General features: G+C 40.6%; 24 protein-coding genes. 20 read left to right on the plus strand and 4 right to left on the minus strand.

Annotated elements, in window-relative coordinates:
• Positions 1-41: 41 nt before the first annotated feature.
• Both ED557_09770 and ED557_09775 read right to left on the minus strand, forming a co-directional pair.
• The gene (locus ED557_09770; GenBank protein RNC83001.1) at positions 42-1,670 is read right to left on the minus strand and encodes a M28 family peptidase; all 1,629 of its coding nucleotides are present in this window, start codon (positions 1,668-1,670) and stop codon (positions 42-44) included.
• Entirely contained in the window at positions 1,663-2,403 is a 741-nt protein-coding gene (locus tag ED557_09775) for a hypothetical protein (GenBank protein RNC83002.1), read from the minus strand. Before ED557_09775 ends, ED557_09770 begins: the two co-directional genes overlap by 8 nt.
• Before the next feature lie 96 nt (positions 2,404-2,499).
• Between ED557_09775 and ED557_09780 the strand changes: the two genes are divergently transcribed.
• The gene (locus tag ED557_09780) at positions 2,500-3,045 is read left to right on the plus strand and encodes a sigma-70 family RNA polymerase sigma factor (GenBank protein ID RNC83003.1); all 546 of its coding nucleotides are present in this window, start codon (positions 2,500-2,502) and stop codon (positions 3,043-3,045) included.
• A gap of 77 nt (positions 3,046-3,122) precedes the next feature.
• Positions 3,123-3,905: a tetratricopeptide repeat protein gene (locus ED557_09785; protein ID RNC83004.1), complete on the plus strand. Its 783-nt coding sequence runs from the start codon at positions 3,123-3,125 to the stop codon at positions 3,903-3,905.
• Positions 3,906-3,950: 45 nt separating this feature from the next.
• Here ED557_09785 and ppk1 read toward each other — a convergent pair whose 3' ends face one another.
• Entirely contained in the window at positions 3,951-6,200 is a 2,250-nt protein-coding gene (ppk1, locus tag ED557_09790; protein ID RNC83005.1) for a polyphosphate kinase 1, read from the minus strand.
• Between the two features lie 84 nt (positions 6,201-6,284).
• On the opposite strand from ppk1, the gene ruvB reads away from it, so the two are divergent.
• A complete protein-coding gene (gene ruvB / locus ED557_09795; GenBank protein ID RNC83006.1) occupies positions 6,285-7,298 on the plus strand; it encodes a Holliday junction branch migration DNA helicase RuvB in 1,014 nt (337 codons plus the stop codon).
• Between the two features lie 43 nt (positions 7,299-7,341).
• On the opposite strand, the gene ED557_09800 is transcribed toward ruvB, so the two are convergent.
• On the minus strand, positions 7,342-8,115 hold the full coding sequence (locus ED557_09800; GenBank protein RNC83402.1) for a T9SS C-terminal target domain-containing protein: 774 nt from the start codon (positions 8,113-8,115) through the stop codon (positions 7,342-7,344).
• A 799-nt stretch (positions 8,116-8,914) separates the two neighbouring features.
• On the opposite strand from ED557_09800, the gene ED557_09805 reads away from it, so the two are divergent.
• From ED557_09805 to ED557_09885, 17 genes are all read left to right on the plus strand, one after another.
• Positions 8,915-10,039 carry a methionine adenosyltransferase gene (locus ED557_09805; GenBank protein RNC83007.1) on the plus strand — a complete coding sequence of 375 codons (1,125 nt, stop codon included), beginning with the start codon at positions 8,915-8,917 and terminating at the stop codon, positions 10,037-10,039.
• A 632-nt stretch (positions 10,040-10,671) separates the two neighbouring features.
• Positions 10,672-11,499 (plus strand): hypothetical protein, encoded by an 828-nt coding sequence (locus ED557_09810; protein RNC83008.1) that lies wholly within the window; start codon positions 10,672-10,674, stop codon positions 11,497-11,499.
• A gap of 13 nt (positions 11,500-11,512) precedes the next feature.
• Positions 11,513-11,932, plus strand: a complete 420-nt coding sequence (locus tag ED557_09815) for a hypothetical protein (GenBank protein RNC83009.1) — start codon at positions 11,513-11,515, stop codon at positions 11,930-11,932.
• A 102-nt stretch (positions 11,933-12,034) separates the two neighbouring features.
• Entirely contained in the window at positions 12,035-12,595 is a 561-nt protein-coding gene (locus tag ED557_09820) for a hypothetical protein (protein ID RNC83010.1), read from the plus strand.
• A gap of 73 nt (positions 12,596-12,668) precedes the next feature.
• Positions 12,669-13,838 (plus strand): hypothetical protein, encoded by a 1,170-nt coding sequence (locus ED557_09825; GenBank protein ID RNC83011.1) that lies wholly within the window; start codon positions 12,669-12,671, stop codon positions 13,836-13,838.
• Positions 13,825-14,328, plus strand: coding sequence for a hypothetical protein (locus ED557_09830; protein RNC83012.1), 504 nt, complete (start codon positions 13,825-13,827; stop codon positions 14,326-14,328). The genes ED557_09825 and ED557_09830 overlap by 14 nt, the downstream gene beginning before the upstream one ends.
• A gap of 103 nt (positions 14,329-14,431) precedes the next feature.
• Entirely contained in the window at positions 14,432-14,722 is a 291-nt protein-coding gene (locus tag ED557_09835; GenBank protein RNC83013.1) for a hypothetical protein, read from the plus strand.
• A gap of 18 nt (positions 14,723-14,740) precedes the next feature.
• Positions 14,741-14,929, plus strand: coding sequence for a hypothetical protein (locus tag ED557_09840; GenBank protein RNC83014.1), 189 nt, complete (start codon positions 14,741-14,743; stop codon positions 14,927-14,929).
• Between the two features lie 90 nt (positions 14,930-15,019).
• Complete coding sequence (locus tag ED557_09845; GenBank protein RNC83015.1) at positions 15,020-15,625, plus strand: hypothetical protein; 606 nt, start codon at positions 15,020-15,022, stop codon at positions 15,623-15,625.
• Between the two features lie 6 nt (positions 15,626-15,631).
• Positions 15,632-15,931, plus strand: a complete 300-nt coding sequence (locus ED557_09850; GenBank protein RNC83016.1) for a transcriptional regulator — start codon at positions 15,632-15,634, stop codon at positions 15,929-15,931.
• A 67-nt stretch (positions 15,932-15,998) separates the two neighbouring features.
• Entirely contained in the window at positions 15,999-16,523 is a 525-nt protein-coding gene (locus ED557_09855) for a hypothetical protein (GenBank protein ID RNC83017.1), read from the plus strand.
• Between the two features lie 129 nt (positions 16,524-16,652).
• Positions 16,653-17,690, plus strand: a complete 1,038-nt coding sequence (locus ED557_09860) for a glycoside hydrolase family 5 protein (GenBank protein ID RNC83018.1) — start codon at positions 16,653-16,655, stop codon at positions 17,688-17,690.
• 59 nt (positions 17,691-17,749) lie between these two features.
• Positions 17,750-18,505, plus strand: coding sequence for a hypothetical protein (locus tag ED557_09865; GenBank protein ID RNC83019.1), 756 nt, complete (start codon positions 17,750-17,752; stop codon positions 18,503-18,505).
• Positions 18,486-18,941 (plus strand): hypothetical protein, encoded by a 456-nt coding sequence (locus tag ED557_09870; GenBank protein RNC83020.1) that lies wholly within the window; start codon positions 18,486-18,488, stop codon positions 18,939-18,941. The genes ED557_09865 and ED557_09870 overlap by 20 nt, the downstream gene beginning before the upstream one ends.
• Positions 18,942-19,010: 69 nt before the next feature.
• Positions 19,011-20,411 carry an amidohydrolase gene (locus tag ED557_09875; GenBank protein ID RNC83403.1) on the plus strand — a complete coding sequence of 467 codons (1,401 nt, stop codon included), beginning with the start codon at positions 19,011-19,013 and terminating at the stop codon, positions 20,409-20,411.
• 18 nt (positions 20,412-20,429) lie between these two features.
• Positions 20,430-20,750 (plus strand): hypothetical protein, encoded by a 321-nt coding sequence (locus ED557_09880; protein RNC83021.1) that lies wholly within the window; start codon positions 20,430-20,432, stop codon positions 20,748-20,750.
• A gap of 89 nt (positions 20,751-20,839) precedes the next feature.
• Entirely contained in the window at positions 20,840-22,150 is a 1,311-nt protein-coding gene (locus ED557_09885) for an amidohydrolase (protein ID RNC83022.1), read from the plus strand.
• The last annotated feature ends 3 nt before the right edge of the window (positions 22,151-22,153 follow it).

Here is a 22,153-nt window from a genome sequence, read left to right on the forward strand (position 1 = left end):
TAGCCTCAGGACGACTTAAAATAGAAATACGAAGAGTAAAATTACCTGGGCTGTTGCTGGGTTCTTTCTATGAATGTCTGGTTATCTACCTCTGGTCTGGCTTCGGCATTAGCTACTTTTGCGGTAGTATAAAACAGCAGCTTTGATCGCTTGGTTAGTGCATCAAAATCGATTTTGTCAATTTCATCGGACGGGCGATGATAGTCTGCATGAGTTCCATTGAAGAAGAAAATAAATGGAACTCCTAGTCGGCCAAAATTCCAGTGGTCACTTCTCCTGTAAAACTGGTTCGGATCATTTAAATCATTATATCGATCGCTTAACTCAAGGTTTACGCTTTCAAGATTAGCCTCTACAAGCATGTCATTCAATCCCGAAGAAATGATCTTACCTCCAATGATGTACACATAGTTTCCATTATCTCCGAATTCGGGATCCCGACGCCCAATCATATCTACATTCAGGTTCGCCACGGTATTCTCAATATCATAGATGGGGTGATCAGAATAATAACGTGAACCCAGAAGCCCTTCTTCTTCGGCTGAAACATGCAATATGAGTACGCTTCTCTTTAATTCCGCACCGCTTTTCTTTGCCGAAACCAATGCCTGAGCAACATGAAGCAATCCTACCGTTCCACTTCCATCATCATCAGCTCCGTTGTACAAAGCATCTCCGGTAGAATCTGGCTGACCAATTCCCACATGGTCATAATGAGAGCTTAATACTACTACTTCGTCCTTCAATTCTGGATCCGTTCCCTCAATAAAAGCGACCACATTTTTAGAGCCTACTATATTTTTCTCCTGATCGTGATCGTAACCGAATTCATAGCCGGTTGCACTTGCTGAAAAATTTTCTGGCGCTGATGTTATGTCTTCCGATAAAGCAGCGAGCTCGTCCGTACTATCCAGGCCAAGAAGAGTGCCCGCAAAACTTGGCTTAATCATATGAATAGCTGATGGTAATTCTGCTTCACTTTCCAGGTATTTCAAAGAGAATCCCCCGGGGTTTCCAAAACCGCTCTGCATATTGGTTGCCTGAGTAGCGAAGTAGCTGTCTTCAGTGCTCATGATTAAAATTATCCCAAGCGCACCTTTTTCGGCCACTTGCTGCTGCATTGTTGTAAAATTAGCTCTGTCGTAAAATACCATGAACCACTTTCCAGCACCATCTTCCGGATACTGATCTATGGTTTCATTTTTTATACCATAACCTGCAAATACAATTTCTCCTTGTAAATCAGGCTCGCCAGCTCTCCATGTTCTGAAATTTCCTAGCGATGTAGCATTGTGCGATGATTCATCAACTAACTCACCTTCAGAGTCATAAACCCTGTATTCGTATCCATTTGTGATCGGGCGGTTTAAATCAAAGTGTTGGAAATAAGTGCCATCGTCCCCAACAGCTTCAAGCCCTATACTTGCATAGCGTTTTGCTAAATAGTTTGCGGCCATATCAAGCCCTATGTCTCCAGTCCTTCGCCCTCTTAATGAGTCGTGGGCTAATACGGAAAGGTCTGTTCTTAACCCTTCAGCAGTTATGGTTCGGGAGAATTCTAATACTGATGGAGCTGGTGCAGTTATTGTTTTTTTGGATCCACTGCAGGCCAGAGTTACCGCTACTAAAAGCAGTAGAATATTTTGTGGACTTAATACTTTTTTATGCATTGATGATCTCGTCTACCGGCTTAAGGTCTATAAAAAATTCAGTGGGGTCTTCTTCGATAAACAAATTTATTTGTTGCTCTTTAATCATTTCCAGCACAGCTAAAAAAGTAACTACCAATACCACTCTACTCGTAATTGTTGAGCAAAGCTGCTTGAAGCTTTGACCTCCACTTTTTTGCAAGGTCGTTAATACAAATTCTGACTGTGCTTCTATCGTGGTCTCTACTCTCTCGACTTTATGAACGATATTTTTTCGTTCTATATCGGTTAATACTTTCTTGAAGGCCGCTATTAAATCAAAAAGGGTAACGTCTTTAAGGGCTTCCCCTGTGGCTTGTTTTTCAACCGTATCAGCATCTATAAAACCCCTGGTATACCTCTTTCTTGTTTCCTCATCAATTTCAGACATCTTAATAGACATTTCTTTGTATCGCTTGTACTCAAGCAACCGCTGAACCAGCTCATAACGAGGATCTGTTTCGTCAAGAATTTCTTCATCAGCATCTTCCCTTGGAAGCATCATTTTAGCTTTTATCGACATCAACATGCTGGCCATGAGCATAAACTCACTTGCAACATCAAGATCCAATTCTTCCATTAAGTGAATGTATTCCAGGAACTGATTCGTGATATATGAAATGGGAATATCATAGATGTCTAACTCGTCCCGCTTGATAAAGAAAAGCAATAAATCCAGGGGGCCTTCAAAGTTATGTAACTGAACACGATACATGCTCAAAGCTACATTGATATAAACACAATTTCCTTATTTTCTTTTGCACATTGAATGTTATTTTAGGCAACCCTATAAAAGAGAAAAAATAAGGACATGGATTACTCCCGTTTTGTATATGCTGTACAAAATGACGACGCTAAAGAACTGGCTTCGATGGTGTCTGTGATTACCGCTGTTCTTATAAAATTTTTGAAAGTTCGAATGGGGGCATCACACCATGATGCAGAAGATGCCGCTCAGAACACGCTTTTGCTGGTTACTGAAAAGATAAAAACTGATAAGCTGAATAACCCCGACTCTATTATTTACTATCTGTTTACTACTGCAAAAAACGACTACCTGAAGGCTATTGCTAAGATAAAGGAGCCTACGTTTGACGAAACTCCGGAAACTCACTCTCAGGAAGGAGATCAATTAACCCGGTTACTGGATAAGGAAAAAATGGGCGTTTTAAAATCCTGTCTATCAGAATTGAAATCAGATTTTAAAGAGTTCATTTCATATTGGTTTAGAAACCCTAATGATGATACTTCCGTTGTTGCCGATCATTTTGGTATCTCGGTAAGCAACGCGTGGACTAAGAAACACCGTATTTTAAAACTGCTTAAGGATTGCTGTGAAAAAAAATTAAAATTTTAATGTAAGGAGTTGTTTTCTCAGCGGTCTTACAGGTCAGAATGTATAGACATTATACATTCTGAGAGGCACAAAATTTTATGAAAGAGAACGAATCAGACATACTAAAAAAAATCGACGCCTACCTTAAAGGAACTCTATCAGACAATGAAATTGATCAGCTTTGGGTAGAGTTTGCCAAGAACCCTGAGCTTTTGGATCTATTAGAGCTTGAGGTTGGGGTACAGAAGATTATTGAAGATGAGGTTAAAGGAGTAAAAAAGGCGAAAACCTTCCAACTTCCTTCATGGACCTGGCATGCTTCAGCTGCAGCGGTTATCCTGCTTGTTCTCTCTATTCAACTTTTTCAGGTTGATTCTAAAACCAGGCTGGATCAGTTTGTGATTTCAGAAATTTCCGCTGACCAGGCAGAAACAGGTGACGGAGTACGGGCTAAAGATAGGATCATCACTACTGCTGATTCTCTGTTGAATCTCGGCTTTAGCGCACTGGTTTCAGGAAATATCAGTCAGGCTCTTTCACTTTATGATGAGGTAATCAATAACTACGATATTGAGCCTTATGGTTCGAAGGCTTTTACTAATAAGGGCATTATACTCTACAATCAGGGTGATTATGAAGCATCGGTCGAATCATTTGATTCTGCTTTAGAACGTATAGAAGAGAGCCGAATGATTGAAGAAAAGGCACATTGGTATAAAGGAAATGCCCTTGCAAATCTTAACCGCCTTGAGGAGGCCCGGATGTCGGTCTATAATGCATACTCAATGGATGGTATTTTCAGAAAGCCTGCCTTCCTCCTTCTTCAAAAGCTTAACTATGATTTAGGCTACTTTGAATCCGAAGAGACGGATGCAAATTAGCGAACGTTTAAGCTGGACCAGCATAAAGCACCGCACAAATTATGTTCAATCTTCCTTATGATTTTCCATTGGGATAGGAGAGGCTGAATCCTTTATGTGATTCATAAGCACTTTATGGGTTGCTATCTTTCTTGTTCCCTTCTGCTTTTCGATACGAGTATACGTTCCATCTGTGTTTAATTCCCATCTTTGCTGATTATCATTCAGGTAAATATTGAGCATAAACTGAAGATACTTCTTCAATGGCTCCTTCTCTATAGGTACGATAGCTTCAACCCTTGCATCCAGGTTCCGGTGCATCCAGTCAGCAGATCCCATGGTATAAATGTGATTTCCAGCATTGTGGAAATAGTAAATGCGCGAATGTTCCAGGAATCGTCCTATTACTGAGTGAACGGTAATGTTTTCACTTAAACCTTCTTTTCCTGGTATTAACCTACATACTCCTCGTACTATCAGATCGATCTTTACTCCGGCATTAGAGGCTTCATATAATTTCTGAATAATAATCGGGTCTTCAAGGCTATTCATTTTGGCGATAATTCGAGAGGGCCTGCCATTTTTAGCCTCATTCGTTTCGAATTCAATAAGCTCAGTCATTTGATTACGCATATGCTTAGGGGCCACAAACAATTTCTCGAAAGTCTGATCTGGTGCATAGCCTGTTAACAGGTTAAAAATATCCGTTACATCTGAGGCTATGGTTTCATCACAAGTAAATAAACCCAGGTCCTCATAAAGTGTGGCTGTATCAGGATGGTAGTTCCCGGTTCCGATATGGCAATACGTTCTAAGTCCGTCTTCTTCTTCACGAACGACCATGGTAACTTTGGTATGGATTTTTAAGCCTGGTATGCCATAGGAAACATGAACTCCAACATTTTCCAGTTGCTGAGCCCAATTGATATTTCTCTCCTCATCAAAGCGTGCTTTAATTTCAACCAGTACAGCTACCTGCTTTCCATCTTCAGCAGCTTCCATAATGGAATGCATCAAAGGAGAGTCTTTAGAGGTTCGGTAAAGTGTTTGTTTTATCGCCAAAACTTTTGGGTCTCTGGCCGCTTCAGAAATAAATCGCTGCGTAGATAAAGCAAAACTATGATAGGGGTGATGAACCATGAAATCCCCTTCACGAATTACCGAAAAAATACTTGGGATTTCTTCGTCAACTTCATGTTTGAGTGAAGGATGAAGGACAGGAATCCAGCCCCTTGATTTCAGCCTTGAAAACCCTTGCAAACCTGCAATCTGGAATGCATCTACCAACCCAATGGTCCCCTCCATCTCATACACATCGTTCCAGTTGATATAGAGGTTTTTGATCAGGTATTTCTTTATATGGCGAGGCATGTCCTTATCAAGCTCCAGCCGTACAATCTCTGCAAACTTCCTCTCCCTAAGTTCATCTTCAATTACTTCCAGCAGGTCATCCGCCTCTTCTTCCTGCCTTTCAACAGACGCATTTCGGGTTACTCTAAACAAATGAGCTGAAAGCACTCTCATGCCCGGAAAAAAGGTACCTATTTTACTCGCTATCAAATCTTCTATCGGAACCAGTACCACTTTATTTCCCCTTCGATGTACCTGGATAAACCGGGGACGGTTCGCAGGAATTTTTATTCGGGCAAAAAACTTCTCTTTTGAAGAGGGATTTTGAAGCTCGATAGCAAAAGAAAGGCTCTGGTTGGAAATAAAAGGGAAAGGATGAGACTCATCTACAGCAAGTGGAGTAATAATAGGGTACAGCTGCTTTTGAAAGAACCGATCGCTCACTTTTTTTTGATAATCAGTAAGCTCGTTATAATGCTTAATGCTTATGCCCGCTTCTTGCAAGGCTGGAATTAGATCATTAAAAAAACAGCTTCGATAATCCTCGATCATCGAAAGCACATCATTTCGAATGGACTTCAGCTGATCAGAGGCAGACATTCCATCTACAGAAAGAGACTTCACACCAGCATGCAACTGGCGCTTGAGACCACCCACTCTTTTCTGAAAAAACTCATCCAGGTTAGAACAAACAATTCCGATGAATTTTACCCGCTCAAGTAGTTTATTCCTTTCTCTTTTAGCCTCCGCAAGAACCCGGTCGTTAAATTTGAGCCAGCTAAGCTCGTAGTTGAAAAAGTATTCATCCCCAAAAATGCGTAAGCTGCTTGAGCTTTGATCTTTGTGCAGTCCTTTTTCCTTTAGGATCTGGTTTTTCTTTTTATTCTTAGATTTTACCCCTCTCCTCTTCTTTTGCTCTTCAATAGGATCATAGTCGAGTTCGTCTGGAGAGAGTGATGATTTCATGAGTGGCTAAACTTGGATGCGCATTTCGTGACAAAACTAAGTATAATTCTTTTAAGTTAAAGTAAACAAGTCAGCAACTATTTCGTGCAAAATCCCTTGTTAAATCCCAGTGAAAAAGAAGAAGCTTTTGAACAATCGGTACGACCTTCTTCTCTCTCTGAGTTTATAGGTCAGCAAAAAGCCATTTCTAATCTTAATGTATTTATTAAGGCAGCTAAACAGAGAGGCGATGCACTGGATCATGTGATTTTATCCGGGCCTCCCGGACTTGGTAAAACCACGCTCTCTTATATCATTGCACAAGAAATGGGAGTTAATATCCGCCCTACAACTGGCCCTGTGCTTGAAAAGCCCGGTGATTTAGCGGGCATGCTTACCAATCTGGAACAGGGGGATGTTCTTTTTATCGATGAAATACATCGGCTCAATCCTGTGATTGAAGAATACTTGTACTCAGCAATGGAGGATTTCAAGCTGGATATTGTGATTGACTCTGGTCCAAATGCCCGAAGCATTCAAATTGACCTGAACCACTTTACTCTTGTTGGGGCAACCACCCGAAAGGGAATGCTTACAGCCCCTCTTAGAGCTCGCTTCGGTATCGATATGCGCCTGGATTATTATGATGTCGAGTTACTACAGCGCATCGCCCTTCGCTCTGCACATATTATGGGCTTTGGTATTACAGAAGAGGGGGCTCATGAAGTTGCCAGTCGAAGCCGTGGAACACCAAGAATTGTGAATAAACTTCTCCGCCGAACAAGAGACTTTGCCCAAGTGGATGGCCTGACTAGTATCGATCAAAAAATTGCAGACAAAGCCTTGAATGCCCTGGATGTAGATGCCAATGGCCTGGATGAAATGGATATCCGCATGCTCCGATCTATTATAGAAAACTATAAAGGTGGGCCGGTAGGTCTAAGCACTCTTGGCGTAGCTGTGGGTGAAGACAAAGGAACCATTGAGGAAGTATATGAGCCTTACCTAATCAAAGAAGGGTTTTTACAGCGCACACCTAAGGGGCGGGTAGCTACACAAAAAGCGTATCAGTATTTGGGTGTTTCTCAGCAAGGAGATTCTTCAGATTTGTTTGGATAGAAAAAAGAAAAGCCACATTAAATTATGTGGCTTTTTGAGTGGATTATTTTACTAATTGCATTTTTATTTCATTTATAAAGCTTTCGCCAGAAGAGCCTATAGCTGATAATCGTGCAATATACAAGCCGCTTGGAAGGGCGCCTGCGTCAAAGGTAATTTCATAACTACCTTCTCCTAAACTCCCATTTTGCAAGGTGGAAACTAATTGCCCCATTGTATTATAGATAGTTAGTTCCACATTCGACTGCTCTGGAAGTGCAAATGAGATTTTCGTACTTGGATTAAACGGATTTGGGTAGTTATTCGATAAGGAATATGATTCGGGGATGGTTTCTCCAACCAACTTTGGCTGAGGGCAAGTGAACGGCCCACAACCCGATCCGCCTGATGATATTGCATCAACGCTGTGGTAATCAGTAAATGAATTATTCACATCATCAATAACAACCAACTTTAAATCCATATCAACGGTAACCGTTTGCCCGTAGGAAGTTCCGTTACCAACATATGTGTAGCTGGAAGAACCAGAATTTTTTCTATACCAGTAATAATCATACGGGGGTAACCCACCAGATACATTAGATGTCCAAACATCATAAGTATTCGCTTGTACCGACCATCTCCCACTTATTGAAGCATTCAATTGTGGAAGAGGGCGGAATGCAGCTACGTCATCCGCTCTTTCTAAAATTAGTCTTGCTACATCGGTATTATCTGTAGCCAGTTTTGGTTGGTTGGTATTACTATTTGAACCATCAAAAAGAGAGTTTGACCAATAATTTACCCTATCATCATCTGCATTGTTAGTCGCATACATAATTGAGAGTTTGCCATTCAAATGAGATAAAGTACCGCTTAATGATTGATCCACTTGTATTACCTGTCCATGGGCATAACTTACACTGCTTGAGTAACCCTGCCCGATTCCATGACCTGCGCCAAAAATGTGCCCTATCTCATGTGCTAACGAGTGATTATCTAAACATCTGTATCCTTGAAAGAACCCTGCATTTATAAAAACATTAGCCTCTTCAGAGTTAAGTGTTCCAATGGATGTTACTCCAGCTGACCCACATGTTGTGGTGCTTTCAAAAAGAACAACTACTATATCGGCATCTCCTCTATTTAACTTTAAGAAGTTATCTAGTGCAGTGGCGTTGTTGTAAGTAGAGAGAGGAATAGAGGTAAGTGAACCATCCCATGAAAATGTTGCTATTCCACTACCCAATTCAGGAGTTTGGATAATTGACTGGTTCAGATCCGCTACTGCTCCGTTCATTAAAGACGTAAGAACGCCTGTTGAATACGGGATCCCAGATCTATAAAACACTTTCAAATCTATTGTAGCAGATGATTCCGTCTCTTCTTTCGGCTCAACAGCAAATGAGTACGAATAAAAATCAATTAATATTATTGATAGAGTTAAAAATAATATTCTAATAGTATTTCTCTTTTTCATATTATTTAAATTTGATTAAAGTTAAAGACGTTAATATATATACCTATAACCATCTCTCCAAGGGGACAATAATTAGTTAATTCTTTGATAATATTTGCTCTCTTCTTCTTACCTTTGTTGTCTTTCGCAACCGAAAGTACCTTACTAATTTATATTCATGAAGAAATTATTTACCTCTGAATCTGTTTCCGAAGGGCATCCGGACAAAGTAGCCGATCAAATTTCAGATGCTATTCTAGACGCTCTTCTTGCCCAGGATTCTAAATCCCGAGTAGCCGTTGAGACCTTTGTAACTACCGGGCTCGCTGTTGTTGGTGGTGAAGTAACTACTAACGCTCATATTGATGTGCAGGATGTGGTAAGAGGGGTTATCCGCGACATTGGATATACCAAAGCTTCCTACCGTTTTGATGCTGACAGCTGCGGGGTACTTTCAACCATTCATACTCAAAGCCCTGACATTGCCATGGGCGTTGATCGCGATGGCGCCGGTGACCAGGGCATGATGTTTGGTTATGCAACTAAAGAGACTCCCGAGCTTATGCCCATGCCGCTTCAGTTTTCTCACAGCCTGTTGAAAGAATTGGCTCGCATCAGAAAAGAGACTGACCTGATGCCTTACCTTGGGCCCGATAGCAAAAGCCAGGTAACTATTGAATACGGTGATGACGGCAAACCTGCCCGTATTGATACCATCGTTCTTTCCACTCAGCATGATGATGACGTAGATCAGCCACAAATTCATGAAGACATCAAGAATATTCTTATCAAAAATGTTATTCCAGCTGAGCTAATTGATGCGGAAACCAAATACCACATTAACCCAACCGGTAAATTTGTGATTGGCGGACCTCATGGGGACGCAGGCCTGACCGGTCGTAAAATTATTGTGGATACTTATGGCGGTTTTGGCGCCCATGGTGGTGGAGCCTTTTCCGGAAAAGATCCTTCAAAAGTGGATCGTAGTGCTGCTTATGCTTCCAGGCACATCGCTAAAAATCTGGTAGCGGCCGGACTAGCAGAGGAGTGCCTTGTTCAATTGGCTTATGCTATTGGTGTTGCAGAACCTGTTTCCATTAATGTGAATTCGTATGGAACCGGCGCTAAGTCAGATACTGAGTTAGCCGCTTTAGTTGCTAGCACATTTGATTGCACACCTAACGGAATTATCGAGCGCTTTAATCTTCGCTCCCCAATCTATAGACCTACCGCGGCCTATGGGCATTTTGGTCGGGAAGCATTCCCCTGGGAAAAACTCGATTTTGTAGATCAGCTTTCCTGATCTATCTCTTCTTTTTTGAAGGCAGCCCAATGGGTTGCCTTTTTTGTTTGTGGAATAATGAATGTTTAGACTCTAAAACTATATAAACCAAATTTGGTTTTACTTGCATTCTATTGTATTAATTAGTTCTTTCTCGAAGAACATGTAATACAATGTTATATGAGGAGATTTAAACACGCTCTATTCATCCTCGCTCTATTTGTTATTGGCTTTTCGGCCTGTAGTGAGCCTCCCACTATTTCTGAGGAAGAGGATATTATATTCATTCCCAAAACCTACGATTCCAAAACCAAGTCTTTTAATAATTCGAAAGAGTCTCCCTATTCCTGTCTGATCAGTACCCTCGCAGATGAAGAGAAGGAGTATAACTATTGGAACCAGGCATTCTGGATAAAAATCCCAAATTCAATGATTGAAGATGGAGAGGAAACAGTGCTTGAAGTTTTTGTATTTAGTGATCCTAATGCAGGAGAAAAATCTGGAGCTTTTCTAAATCAAGAACAGGTAGTTCGAGTTGCTCAATGCAAAATCCCTAACTCGGAGAAAGTAAAAGAAAAGCTAGAAAAACAGTTTAAGAGATTTACCAAAGGAAGCTGGGCGGAAAAAGGCTTAATAACAGAGAGAAAAGCAAAATGGACTGGGAATGTACCGGTGGATGGTATGATGTATATGAGTGTAGATATAATTCAAATACAGACACGTATTATGATTGTAGGAAGGTTGGAGAAGCCTGTGCAAAATGGACTTATGTAGAAGAGGACAATGAAGGCGGGGGAGGAGCCGGAGAAGATGATGGTTTTCCTTCAGATGGACCAGGAGAATGTGACCCTCTAAGTACAGAGCCTTGCTTTGAAGATGGTGGGGGAAGTACACCTCCGGCGAACCCTGATGATCCTTGCGATCTACCAAATCCGCCAGTATGGTGCAATTGTACCGATACAAATGATACTATTTTGGATGATCTTGAGGTAAAGGTTCAAATATTTAACCTCTGGGCAGATAGTAATGGAGATGCCAGTAATTCGAGTAACAGTAAAGAGCAGGCAATGTGGGTTGTTCGAGACCCAGCAACCGGTGAATATGGTATTTCAAAATTTGATACTGGCTTTGCTAATTTCTCTCAATGCGGTTTCGATTTAACAACAGGCAACCTTTCTGTCCCAGGAAATACTGTTGGATGGGTACATACTCAACCATTCGAGGTAGGTGAAGTAATGTATTCTTGTTATAATATGCCTAAAGCAACTATAGATTTATTGATACAAAGTGGTCTTTCTACATACATTTATAATGGTGTCCCCTCTGTAAACGATATAAATTTCCACGCTGAAATTGAATCTCAGACAGGGCTAAATTTGAAAGCTTATGTAGTAGATAAAAATGGAATAACAGAATTTGATGAAAATTCTTCTCCTTTAGAAATTGGTAATAACCCCCGACACAATAGAACCTGTTATTAAACATTTTAATACTATGAAAAAGATAAAATATCTACTCGCATCAGTTTTGCTTTTTTTAGCGGTTCCTATTTTTGCATATGCTCAAAGCCCCTATTCCTGCCCAAGTAATTCTTCGAATGCTCTTAATGACTCGAGCGAGAAAATGAACCTGCTAATTAAATCTGATGACTACTCAGATCAAAGAAATACGCAGAATATCGGGCATCTTAAATATTATTCGATTCAAACATTACAAGGAAGTAGCTATAGTTGCTACAAATTGAATGGGTTTAAATCTCAAAATATCAACCTTACCCCAAATACCGACTATACCTATTATCAGGTTAATAACTACTATTTCATAGTTTCTTGGTATACCGTCAAATCTACGAAGTATAGAAATATTTTTGTTTTAGATAGCCAGTATAATTTACATAGCGCCTGGCTAATGTAAATTTTTAGAACCTCTATAATGAATCAAGGCAGCCCATGGCTGCCTTTTTTATTTGTACTTAAATCAATATGCTGTCAGTCTTAGATCATCATATTTAGCACTATGAAAAAGAAGCTCATTATATTTTTTATAAGTACTTCTATTCTTCTGATTTTGGCCTGGTACCTTTTTTTGGGCCCTCCTCCTACTTTTACTTATGGTAATGTAACTGTATGTGGGGGGCTTGCTTTTTCAACTCCGGGAGTTGTGTTGTCAGGACAGGATTTTGGTATTGATTCGATGTATGGATATGTGTTCGACCTTAGAAACAACTTGTTTTTCCATACAGATTCCTTTTTGATGGCTGGTAATTATGTAGAATACGAGCGAGAAGTAAGTACTTACTTAGAAGAAATCGTATTACTAACAGAAGTGGTTTCAGATACTTCCAGGTTTGGGATTCCTTTCACTTACTTAGTAAGTGCAGAAAAAAAAGAACTGGGGTTTTTAGAATATCAGCACATTACTCTTAGAGTGAATCTTTTGTCAATAAACGACCGCGATTTCTTTCCAGCTGGTGATAACATAAATTTCTATTCCTCTATGAAAAATCTGGATGAACTGGATGCTCATCTTGATTTCTTTCGATCAGCAAAAGCTACCTCAAAGGATAGATGTATGTGAATATATACTGATTGTCATATACCTTTTTTTAAGAAATCACTTATGCTTATTGACGTCTCCTTAATTTGGACCTTTGATTAAAAAAATTATCTCCATATTAACCTTTTCTCTCTATTCGATTTTTGTTTATGCTCAGCATGATTCACTAAAACAAGCCGCCCCTTATGCATTCATCCTCGACTATTTTGAAAAGGAAAATTTCTCAGGTCTTCATTTCCAAGAAATAGACTCTGTTAATTTTGATACTTTAGCAAAAACTAGAGACTTCCACCTTTCCATAAGCGATCATCCTATAGAACTTTCCACAAAGCAAAAAGTTCTTTCAAATCCGTTCTACTCTGATGACTTTGGTTATTTCAAAAATAGGGACATCAATTACCCGATCTCGTATTCCACCATTTATGAAAACAAGCTTATCTCATTATTTAGAAATGGCCGTTTTCTAGTTCATTCGTTAACGAATTTTGAACGGGACAAAAGCTTTGAGAAGCAACTTAATACGAAGAAGTTTTCCTATCACTGGTTTATAGATGGAAAACTATATGCAAGAACAAAGAACCGGTTTTTTGGACGCTTATTAGTTTGGGAAAATAACCGATGGACCAAAGCTAAGATCCGAATCCCGGTAAAAAACCAGCCCACTTTTTATGATACTAAGGACTATATCATTTTTGGTGACTGTTTTGGGGAGTGGGGCGGCTCGATATATTTCTATGAAAGAGAAACTCATGACATCTTTTTTACGGAATCTACCTGTACTACTTCGGTCTTCTGGAAGGAAAATAGTTACTTCGTTTTGAGTAACCTTGGGCATTTGTTTGGGCGAGCCGTTTACAGTTCAATCAATGACCCCTCAAAACTTTCAAATAGAAAGGATTTTGATGTAAATAAAGAAGAAAGTCATATAGCGATTGGACATAAAGATACTACAAGTGAGAGACAGGAAGTCTTTGAGTTTTTCGACCTTCAACTATTCTCCACTTTCTATTTAAAGGACAGGCAGCTTTATATTGCACATATTAAAGAACTTACTTTTTTAATAGAGATATTGGGTTCAGAATTCCAGATTGTTCACCCGCTTTTTAATAGCGATTTATATACTCATGACCCTATAACCAGAAAGTATGGAGAGAATATTCTCATAAACCTTACTCATTATGGAACCGCATATGATCGGGAAACTTCCGTGATAATTATCAATGAAAATGGCATAACTAAGTTAGATTGGAATGAAGCCCATTGATTCTTTTATAAATAAAAAGCGGCTTCTATCTGTAGTCCTATTCACTTTCTCGGCATTAATCGTTTGGGGCTTATTTGTCTTTTTTATGTATGGGAGAGAATTCTGGGGTGGGGATCCATTTATTCTTGGAGGCTTGCTTTCAGCTCTTTCTGCTTCTTTAATAGTGAGCTACAAAATATCCCCAAGAATCTATAATTATCAGTCATTAGAGAGTCGCTTATCGCTTCCTTTTGGCCTTGGGGTTTTAATAACCCTGCTCAGCTATTTATTAGGATCGGTTTTGTTTGGTATAAGCTTTTCTCTATTTGAAATGCTTGAGGGATCCGGTTTTATATTGGATAAACAGGCTATACAGGGAGCTTTTTTACTGATTATTGTAGGTTTCCTCTATTGCATTACCTTCATGAGTCCTGGGTTTATTCTGGGAGGAATAGTAGGAATCCTTGTTTTTAGGCTTACTCGGGAGAAGGAATTTAACTCGACTTCATGAATATGAAATACAATTACAGTACACTTCTCCTTTTGGTTAGCCTTCTTTTTGCTCTCAATGCTTCGGCGCAAGTTAATGTAGATTTGATTTATGTACTGATTCATTGATACAACTTGAATACCAACTCGTTGATTTGGAGAGTGAAGTCTTTTATGACTCAGAAAATTTTCAGATAAATGTTCCTTTAGGTAGCTATTTGCTTCTTGCTGATTTTTGGAGAGGAGACTTTTATATCGGAGCCAGCAAAAATCTTCGTGTTGATTCTTATGAAGATCTATCAGATACCCTTGATATATATGAGATTGATTTATCATCGGACGGAGTCCTTCATACAAAAAATTACTACATCACACATTGTTGTAAAATTGCAGATGGAGAACTAACTGCTCATTAAAGAAACGGCGCTATCCGGATGAAGGGACTTTATTATAACGGTTACCCCATCAGTGAAACTATCTATAGAAAAGATGGAAGTATTTGGAGAAAATCTTGGTACAAGCCAAGTACCATAGTCGATTTTTGCAAAATAGAATACTACAACGAAAAAAATGAACTAGTTGAAATCACAACTGATGACTTTGAGCTTAATTATAAGCACTAAAATAGGTGGAGTTTTAATACTTTTGTGATTTACTGGGAACCCTTGCATAAAAACTGCATATAATGTACTTTGAAATTAAAAGTACTTTTCATGGAAGAAAAAAGAGATTATACACAGGACCTTTCTGATATCCGCTCGATGATGGAGCGCTCCTCTAAATTTCTTTCCCTTTCGGGTTGGGCGGGCATTATGGCCGGCTTATATGCAATAACTGGAGCCTGGGCCGCTTACTCTTTTTTCGACTTCTTCCCGGATGAGCTCTTCTATACTTCCGATTCCCAAAATGAAGTGATACTTATTGCACTTGGCGTCTTGTTGCTGGCATTAGTTACTGCCATCCTATTTTCTAGAAGCCAGGCTCGAAAAAAGGAGGAGAAGATCTGGAATGCTACTTCAAGAAGATTATTAGGGAATATGGCCATTCCATTAATCGTGGGAGGATTTGTTATTTCCATGCTGGTTTCGATTGATCTAATCGGGCTTGTGGCTCCTATGATGCTCATCTTCTATGGGCTCTCTCTAGTTATCGCGGGGAACTTTACCATTAGTGAAGTAAGGTGGATGGGCTTTGTACAGTTGGGCCTGGGTCTACTGGCAGCATGGTTTGTTGAGTATGGCCTCATCTTGTGGGTGCTTGGCTTTGGCGTAGTTCATATTGTATATGGCATATATATGCATTTCAACTTCAAGCGGTGATTAATAGTGAAGGGAAGCTTTGTAGAATTACATAAGGCGTTCGAAAGCCGGATCAGGCTAGGCATTATGTCGGCACTTGCGGTAAATGACACCCTGGACTTTAATGCGCTAAAGGAGTTTCTGGATGTCACGGATGGAAACCTGGCCACCCACATCAAAAAACTGGAGCAAGCAGGCTTTATTGGCATTGAGAAAAGTTTTGTAGACCGAAAACCCAATACCAGATACTTCATCACTCAAGAAGGAAAAGAAGCTTTTGAGGATCACCTAAAAGCATTGGAATCCATCATTAACTCTCAGAAATAAAAAATTTTACTCTTTTACTTTGAAATACAAAGTGACTTAGCTAATACTAAATAACACCTCTACTCCTATGAATGCTCAAAACCCATCCTACAAATCAACTATGCTGATTGCCCTTGGCGCTGCCAGTATTTTACTAATTCCATTGATCGCCATGTTCTTTACCGAAGAGGTAGATTGGGGCCTGGTTGACTTTCTAATCGCCTGGATCATGCTGTTTGGTACAGGTATAACCTATAAACTAATCTCTCTAAAGATGTCACAAAGTGTTCAATATAAAATAGCTACTGGCCTTGCTGTTGTTGGGCTTCTCTTGATTGTCTGGGTTAATCTCGCGGTTGGAATCATCGGGAATGAAGAAAACCCTGTCAATCTGATCTTTTATGCGGTTCATGTGGTAGGCACTTTGGGGACTTTTATTTCTCGTTTTGATGCAACGGGGATGTCCTATACTGCTTACGCCATGTCTGTTACTATGGTGATAATTGGTCTAATTACCTTAATAGCTGGATGGGGCTTCGTTCCTATACTCACGGCCTTCTTTGGTATTCTTTTTCTGATTTCGGGGATGCTGTACCGAAAGGCTGCTGAATAAGGTTTTCAATTGAGAATTATTCAATTGGCAATTGAATAATTCTTAATTGAATCCCATGAGAATTTTTTTCTAACCTGATCTTTTCATTCGTTCTGGTTAACATTCGTCAAACAAATTGATTTAATTGCCATGAAACGAATTTTATACCCACTACTTGCTGTTTTTCTTTTAGTATCCTGCAAAAGCTCTTCCGGTGAAGACGCCACTAATACTGGCATTGATGGGCCTTTGGACCCTTATGCTCAAAACGCGGCTCTCGGAAGGGGTATTAATTTAGGTAATGCCCTGGAGGCACCTAGCGAAGGTGAGTGGGGTATTGTTCTTCAGTCAGAATGGTTCCGACTTATTAAGGAAGCTGGCTTTAACAGTGTCCGAATTCCTATTCGCTGGTCAGCGCATACTTCAGAAGAAGCTCCCTACACCATTGATGAAGATTTCTTCCTTCGGGTAGATTGGGCTATACAGCAAGCGTTAAACAATGATCTCATGGTAATGATTAATATCCACCACTATGAAGAAATCTTTGAGCAGCCTGCCCAGGAACGCGACAAATTCCTTTCGATTTGGGAGCAGATTTCCGAGAGATACAAAGATCAGCCTAAAGAAGTCCTTTTCGAAATTCTTAATGAACCCCATAATGAGCTTACTGCAGAACTTTGGAATGATTTGCTTCCTCTTGGACTAGAAAAAATCCGGGAGCACAACCCTTATCGAACGGTTGTTATTGGAGCCGCAGAGTGGGGCGGTGTACCGGGGCTACTCAAATTGGATATTCCTGATGATGGTAACCTGATCGTGACAGTTCATTATTACGAGCCTTTCCAATTTACTCATCAAGGGGCAAGCTGGGTTGACGGAGCAAATGCATGGCTTGGAACAAGCTGGGACGGGACCGCGGCTGAGGTTGCAGCAGTAGAAAATCACTTTCAGACTATTGTGGATTGGGGAGAAGACCGTGGCGTCCCTATAAACATTGGAGAGTTTGGGGCTTTTAGTGCTGCAGACTCCCCATCCAGAGGCCGCTGGACAGAAGCTATCGTCAGTTTTGCTTTGGAGAACGACATGAGCTATCATTATTGGGAGTTTGCCTCCGGGTTTGGAATTTATAATCCAAATGACGGAAGCTGGGATGTTGAGCTATTAAGAGCGCTAACGGAAACAGAATAAGCTCCTTTGCCGGAACGGAGATGTAGTTTTTCGGTTTATGGAGTACCGAACACACTACTATGGAATCTCCAAGCGGACAGCCTTCGATAGAACTCTTTGGGATAACCATCATGGAACCGATGGTTACCTTTACCGATCTGTGGATTACCGCAGTGTGTGTGTATGCTTTTGTCCGGTTAAGAAAATTAAATAAGCCCGGTAAAGTCCATCAATATATGAGATGGTATTTCCTCATTATGGGCTTGGCTACTTTTCTTGGGGGTATTTTAGGACACGCCTTTCAGTATGCCGTTGGGTTGGAATGGAAGCTGCCGGGCTGGTTAATAAGCATGATTGCTGTAATGGCGGTTGAACGGGCTTCTATTATGCACGCTCAGCCTATTATTAATGAGAGATTTGGTCGCTTTTTAGAGGTTACCAATGTACTTGAGCTCCTGACTTTCGCTGTCATCACCTTCATCACGCTGGATTTCTTCTATATCAAAGTGCATTCTGCCTATGGTTTGGGGCTTGTTGTACTCCCACTTCATTTCCTTGTCTTTAAAAAAACGGAAAACCCTGCCAGTAGGATTTTTGTGTTGACGGTTCTCTTTGCTACCCTGGCCGCCTTTTTCTATACAAGCAAAATTGGTATTCACACATGGTTCAATCATCTGGATGTTGCCCACACGGTAATGGCTATCAGTATGTATTGTTTTTATCGCGGAACTCTTATTCTTGAGGTGATGAAACCAGAAGATATTCTGGATAAACAACCTACATTCACACAAACAGTAAAAGCTTTATTTAATAAAGATGGGATGGTTCAAAAATAAGAAGAAGGGAGTCCCTCCTCATACCTGGTATCCCGAAATACTCCACTGGCAGGAGGGGGACAAGATAAATTGTTGGAATATTGCCCAGGCCATTGCCGTAGGCTGGAAATTTGACTGGGGTACGTTTAGAAAGTACTCAAATGCTGATAATGCACATGGTCAATACATCTTTACTTATAAAAGTGTTGATGAGCACGGAAAGATTTACCTCACGGATGATGATGAGCATATTGTCGAATTTCATTTTTTCAGATTCATCAAATATGCCCGTAACGAAAGCCTAAAGAGCAGGAATATGCTTTCAAAGGTAAACAACTCTCAGGAATACATGGAGCTAATGAAGAATTTCCAACAGGCATTTAATGAATTGCAGGAAGGGGATAATCACCCAAAAAGACTTGGGCCTGAGTCAGATACGGAGAGTAAAAGTTCATAAAAATAGGATCGACTCCTTCCCGTTTTTATGAAAACTGAGTTTATTGGCAGAGAACTAACTAATTGTGCCATGAAAAAGCCCCTTACTCTTCTTTCTGTAACAGCTATTGCTCTCGTAGCTTTTTTCCTCCTGCCCGACAGATCCCTTCTTGATGAAGGTGGTGTTTCGTACGAATCCGACTATCCGTATAAAGGTACTTTTGCATTTACCAATGTAAATGTTATTCCAATGACTGAGGAGGGTCTGGTTTTAGAAAATCATACAGTGATTGTAAAAGATGGAGTTATCACTACCGTTACCGATTCAGACAGGATCAAGTTTACTCCTGACACCGAAATTATTGATGGTACCGGAAAGTACCTGATGCCAGGCCTGGCAGAAATGCACGGCCATGTCCCTCCAACTCACCCGTCTCCTAATGCGCCCTCTTACTTTAACAACGAATATGTAGAGCATACCCTTTTTCTATATGTATCCGCTGGAATAACTACTGTTCGGGGTATGCTGGGTTATGACCATCAACTAGAATTAAAAGACCGGGTGAATAAAGGAGAGCTTATTGGGCCAAATTTATATTTAGCTGGCCCCAGTTTTAATGGAAATACAGTTAGCTCCCCGGAACAAGCCGAAGAAAAAGTAATCCAGCAGGTTGAGGAAGGCTGGGATTTATTGAAAATACATCCTGGGCTTACCCTTGATGAATATAATGCAATGGCTGAGAAAGCGAATGAACTTGGTATCGCCTTTGGGGGTCATGTACCTGCTGATGTCGGTATTGTAAGAGCAATCGATGCCGGGCAGTTAACCATGGACCACACGGATGGATACGTAGCCTATTTAAGTGCTTTTGAAGGCGCAGAGCGTGAAACTAAAATGGCTGAAATCATTCAAAAAACACTGGATAACGACGTTTGGATAGTGCCAACGCAAGCCCTCTGGGAAACCATTATCGGAGCGGGAGACTATGAAGCCATGCAACAATATGACGAGCTCAAATATATTCCTCAGGCCGTTCGAAACGGGTACAATAACTGGGTAAACAATAACATCAAGAATAATCCCAACCTAAATGTGGAAGATGCGCTCGAGCACGCCGAGCTGCGACGGGTACTTTTAGAAAAAATGAATGAGGCCGGGGTCTTTATTCTAATGGGTACCGATGCGCCTCAACTTTTCAGTGTTCCGGGGTTCTCAATCCATAGAGAACTTCCAAAAATGGTTGAAGCAGGAATGAGTCCTTATGAAATCATTCATTCTGGCACTAAAAATGTGGGTGACTATTTTGATGACCGGGCAAATTTTGGAACTATTGAAGATGGTAAAAGAGCTGATCTCATCCTTGTTAATTCAAATCCTCTTGAGGATATAGCAAATATCCAAAACCATTCAGGAGTAATGGTGATGGGAAACTGGCTTTCCCGTGAAATGATTGATGAAAAATTGAAGGAAATTGAGGCATCTTATAATTGATTTAGATCATTTATTAGAATGACTATTCAGACGATTCTATTCTATGTAGGCTTTGTATTAGTAGGGGCTTTTTTTCTTCATATCGTCTGGTTCACAGAAAGAATGAAAAAAGTAGCTCCTGGTATATATAAAGACCTTGGCGAACCCGAGTTTGGGTTCTTTTCTATCAAGAGATATCGAGCAGGAAAAAAGCTCATGAACTACTTAAGAAGGGGTGAGCACCTTCATTTAGAGGATAAAAAGCTATTAAAATTGGGTACCCGTATTCGTGTATTGCGACTCCTGGTCTTTTTAGAATTTGCCACTCTTTTCCTTCTGAATATTCTTCTCTCTGAATAACCTTTTTCTATATATACCTGGTATAAAATCCTTCTTTGATAGCACAAACTTTTTGATAAATTGAAGAGCCTTTAACCAAACCTTCTTTTATGACTAAAACCCGGCTTTGTGGCTTGTTGATCATCGTTTTTTCGCTGGTCGCCCAAACCAGCCTCGCTCAATCTTCAGTCACTGTTTTTAAAGGGGCTCATCTTATTCCTATCTCCGGTGAGCCCATCGACAACGGAGTACTAATTATTGAAAATGACAAGATCCTTGCCGTTGGTGACGCCTCTCTTGAAATCCCTTCCGGAGCTACAGTAATAGATGTTTCCGGGAAAGTAATTATGCCCGGGTTAGTGGACACTCATTCACATATTGGTGAAGGAGACGGGGGAGATCGGTCTTCCAGTCTTCATCCGGACGTGCGCATTATGGATGCCATAGACCCGCGAAGCGATACCTTCAAAAAAGCTCTAGCAGGAGGGATCACTGCTGCGAATGTTATGCCTGGTTCTGGTCATTTAATGAGTGGACAAACCGTGTATCTTAAACTTCGAAAGGCGAATACCATCGAGGAGATGCTTCTCTATATCGATGAAGAAGAAACCATCTATGGTGGCTTAAAGATGGCGAATGGAACCAACCCTATTGGAAACGCGGCTCCTCCTCGACCGGGAACACGAGCAAAATCTGCCGCCATGGTGCGGGAGCTCTTCATCAAGGCACAAAACTACCAGAAGAAAATAGCAGAAGCGGATGGAGATGAAAGCAAAATGCCTCCACGTGATCTTCAAATGGAAACACTTGTAGAGGTTCTGGAGGGAAAGAGAACCGTTCATAACCACAGCCATCGCCATGATGATATTTTAACTACCATCCGCCTATCGCAGGAATTCGGGTATAAACTTGTATTGCAGCACGTTTCAGAGGCCTATAAAGTGGCTGAAGAAATAGCTGAGGCGGGAGTCCCTGCTTCTATTATCACCCTAGACTCTTTTGGTGGAAAGCTGGAGGCATCTGAATTTAGTAACGTAAATGCAGCGGCCTTAGAAGATGCCGGAGTTCTTGTAGGCTTTCATACTGATGACTACATAACGGATTCCAGATTATTCCTTCGTTCAGCAGCTATGGGCGCTAAAGAAGGCATGAGCAGAGAAAAAGCCCTTGAGGCAGTTACAATAGCTAATGCCATTATGATGGATATCGATCACCGGGCGGGTTCTTTAGATCCAGGTAAAGACGCAGACTTCATCATACTTAGTGGAGACCCCTTGAGTGTATACACTTTAGTAGAAGAAACATGGATCGAAGGAAGCCGTGTTTGGGACCGGGATAATCCTGAGGATCTAAAATATGCCACTGGCGGATATGAGATTTTCCGTGGTACTACCTATCACCATCATATAGAAGGACACTAAGCC

The sequence above is a fragment of the Balneola sp. genome (assembly GCA_003712055.1).
Taxonomy (GTDB): Bacteria; Bacteroidota; Rhodothermia; order Balneolales; family Balneolaceae; genus RHLJ01.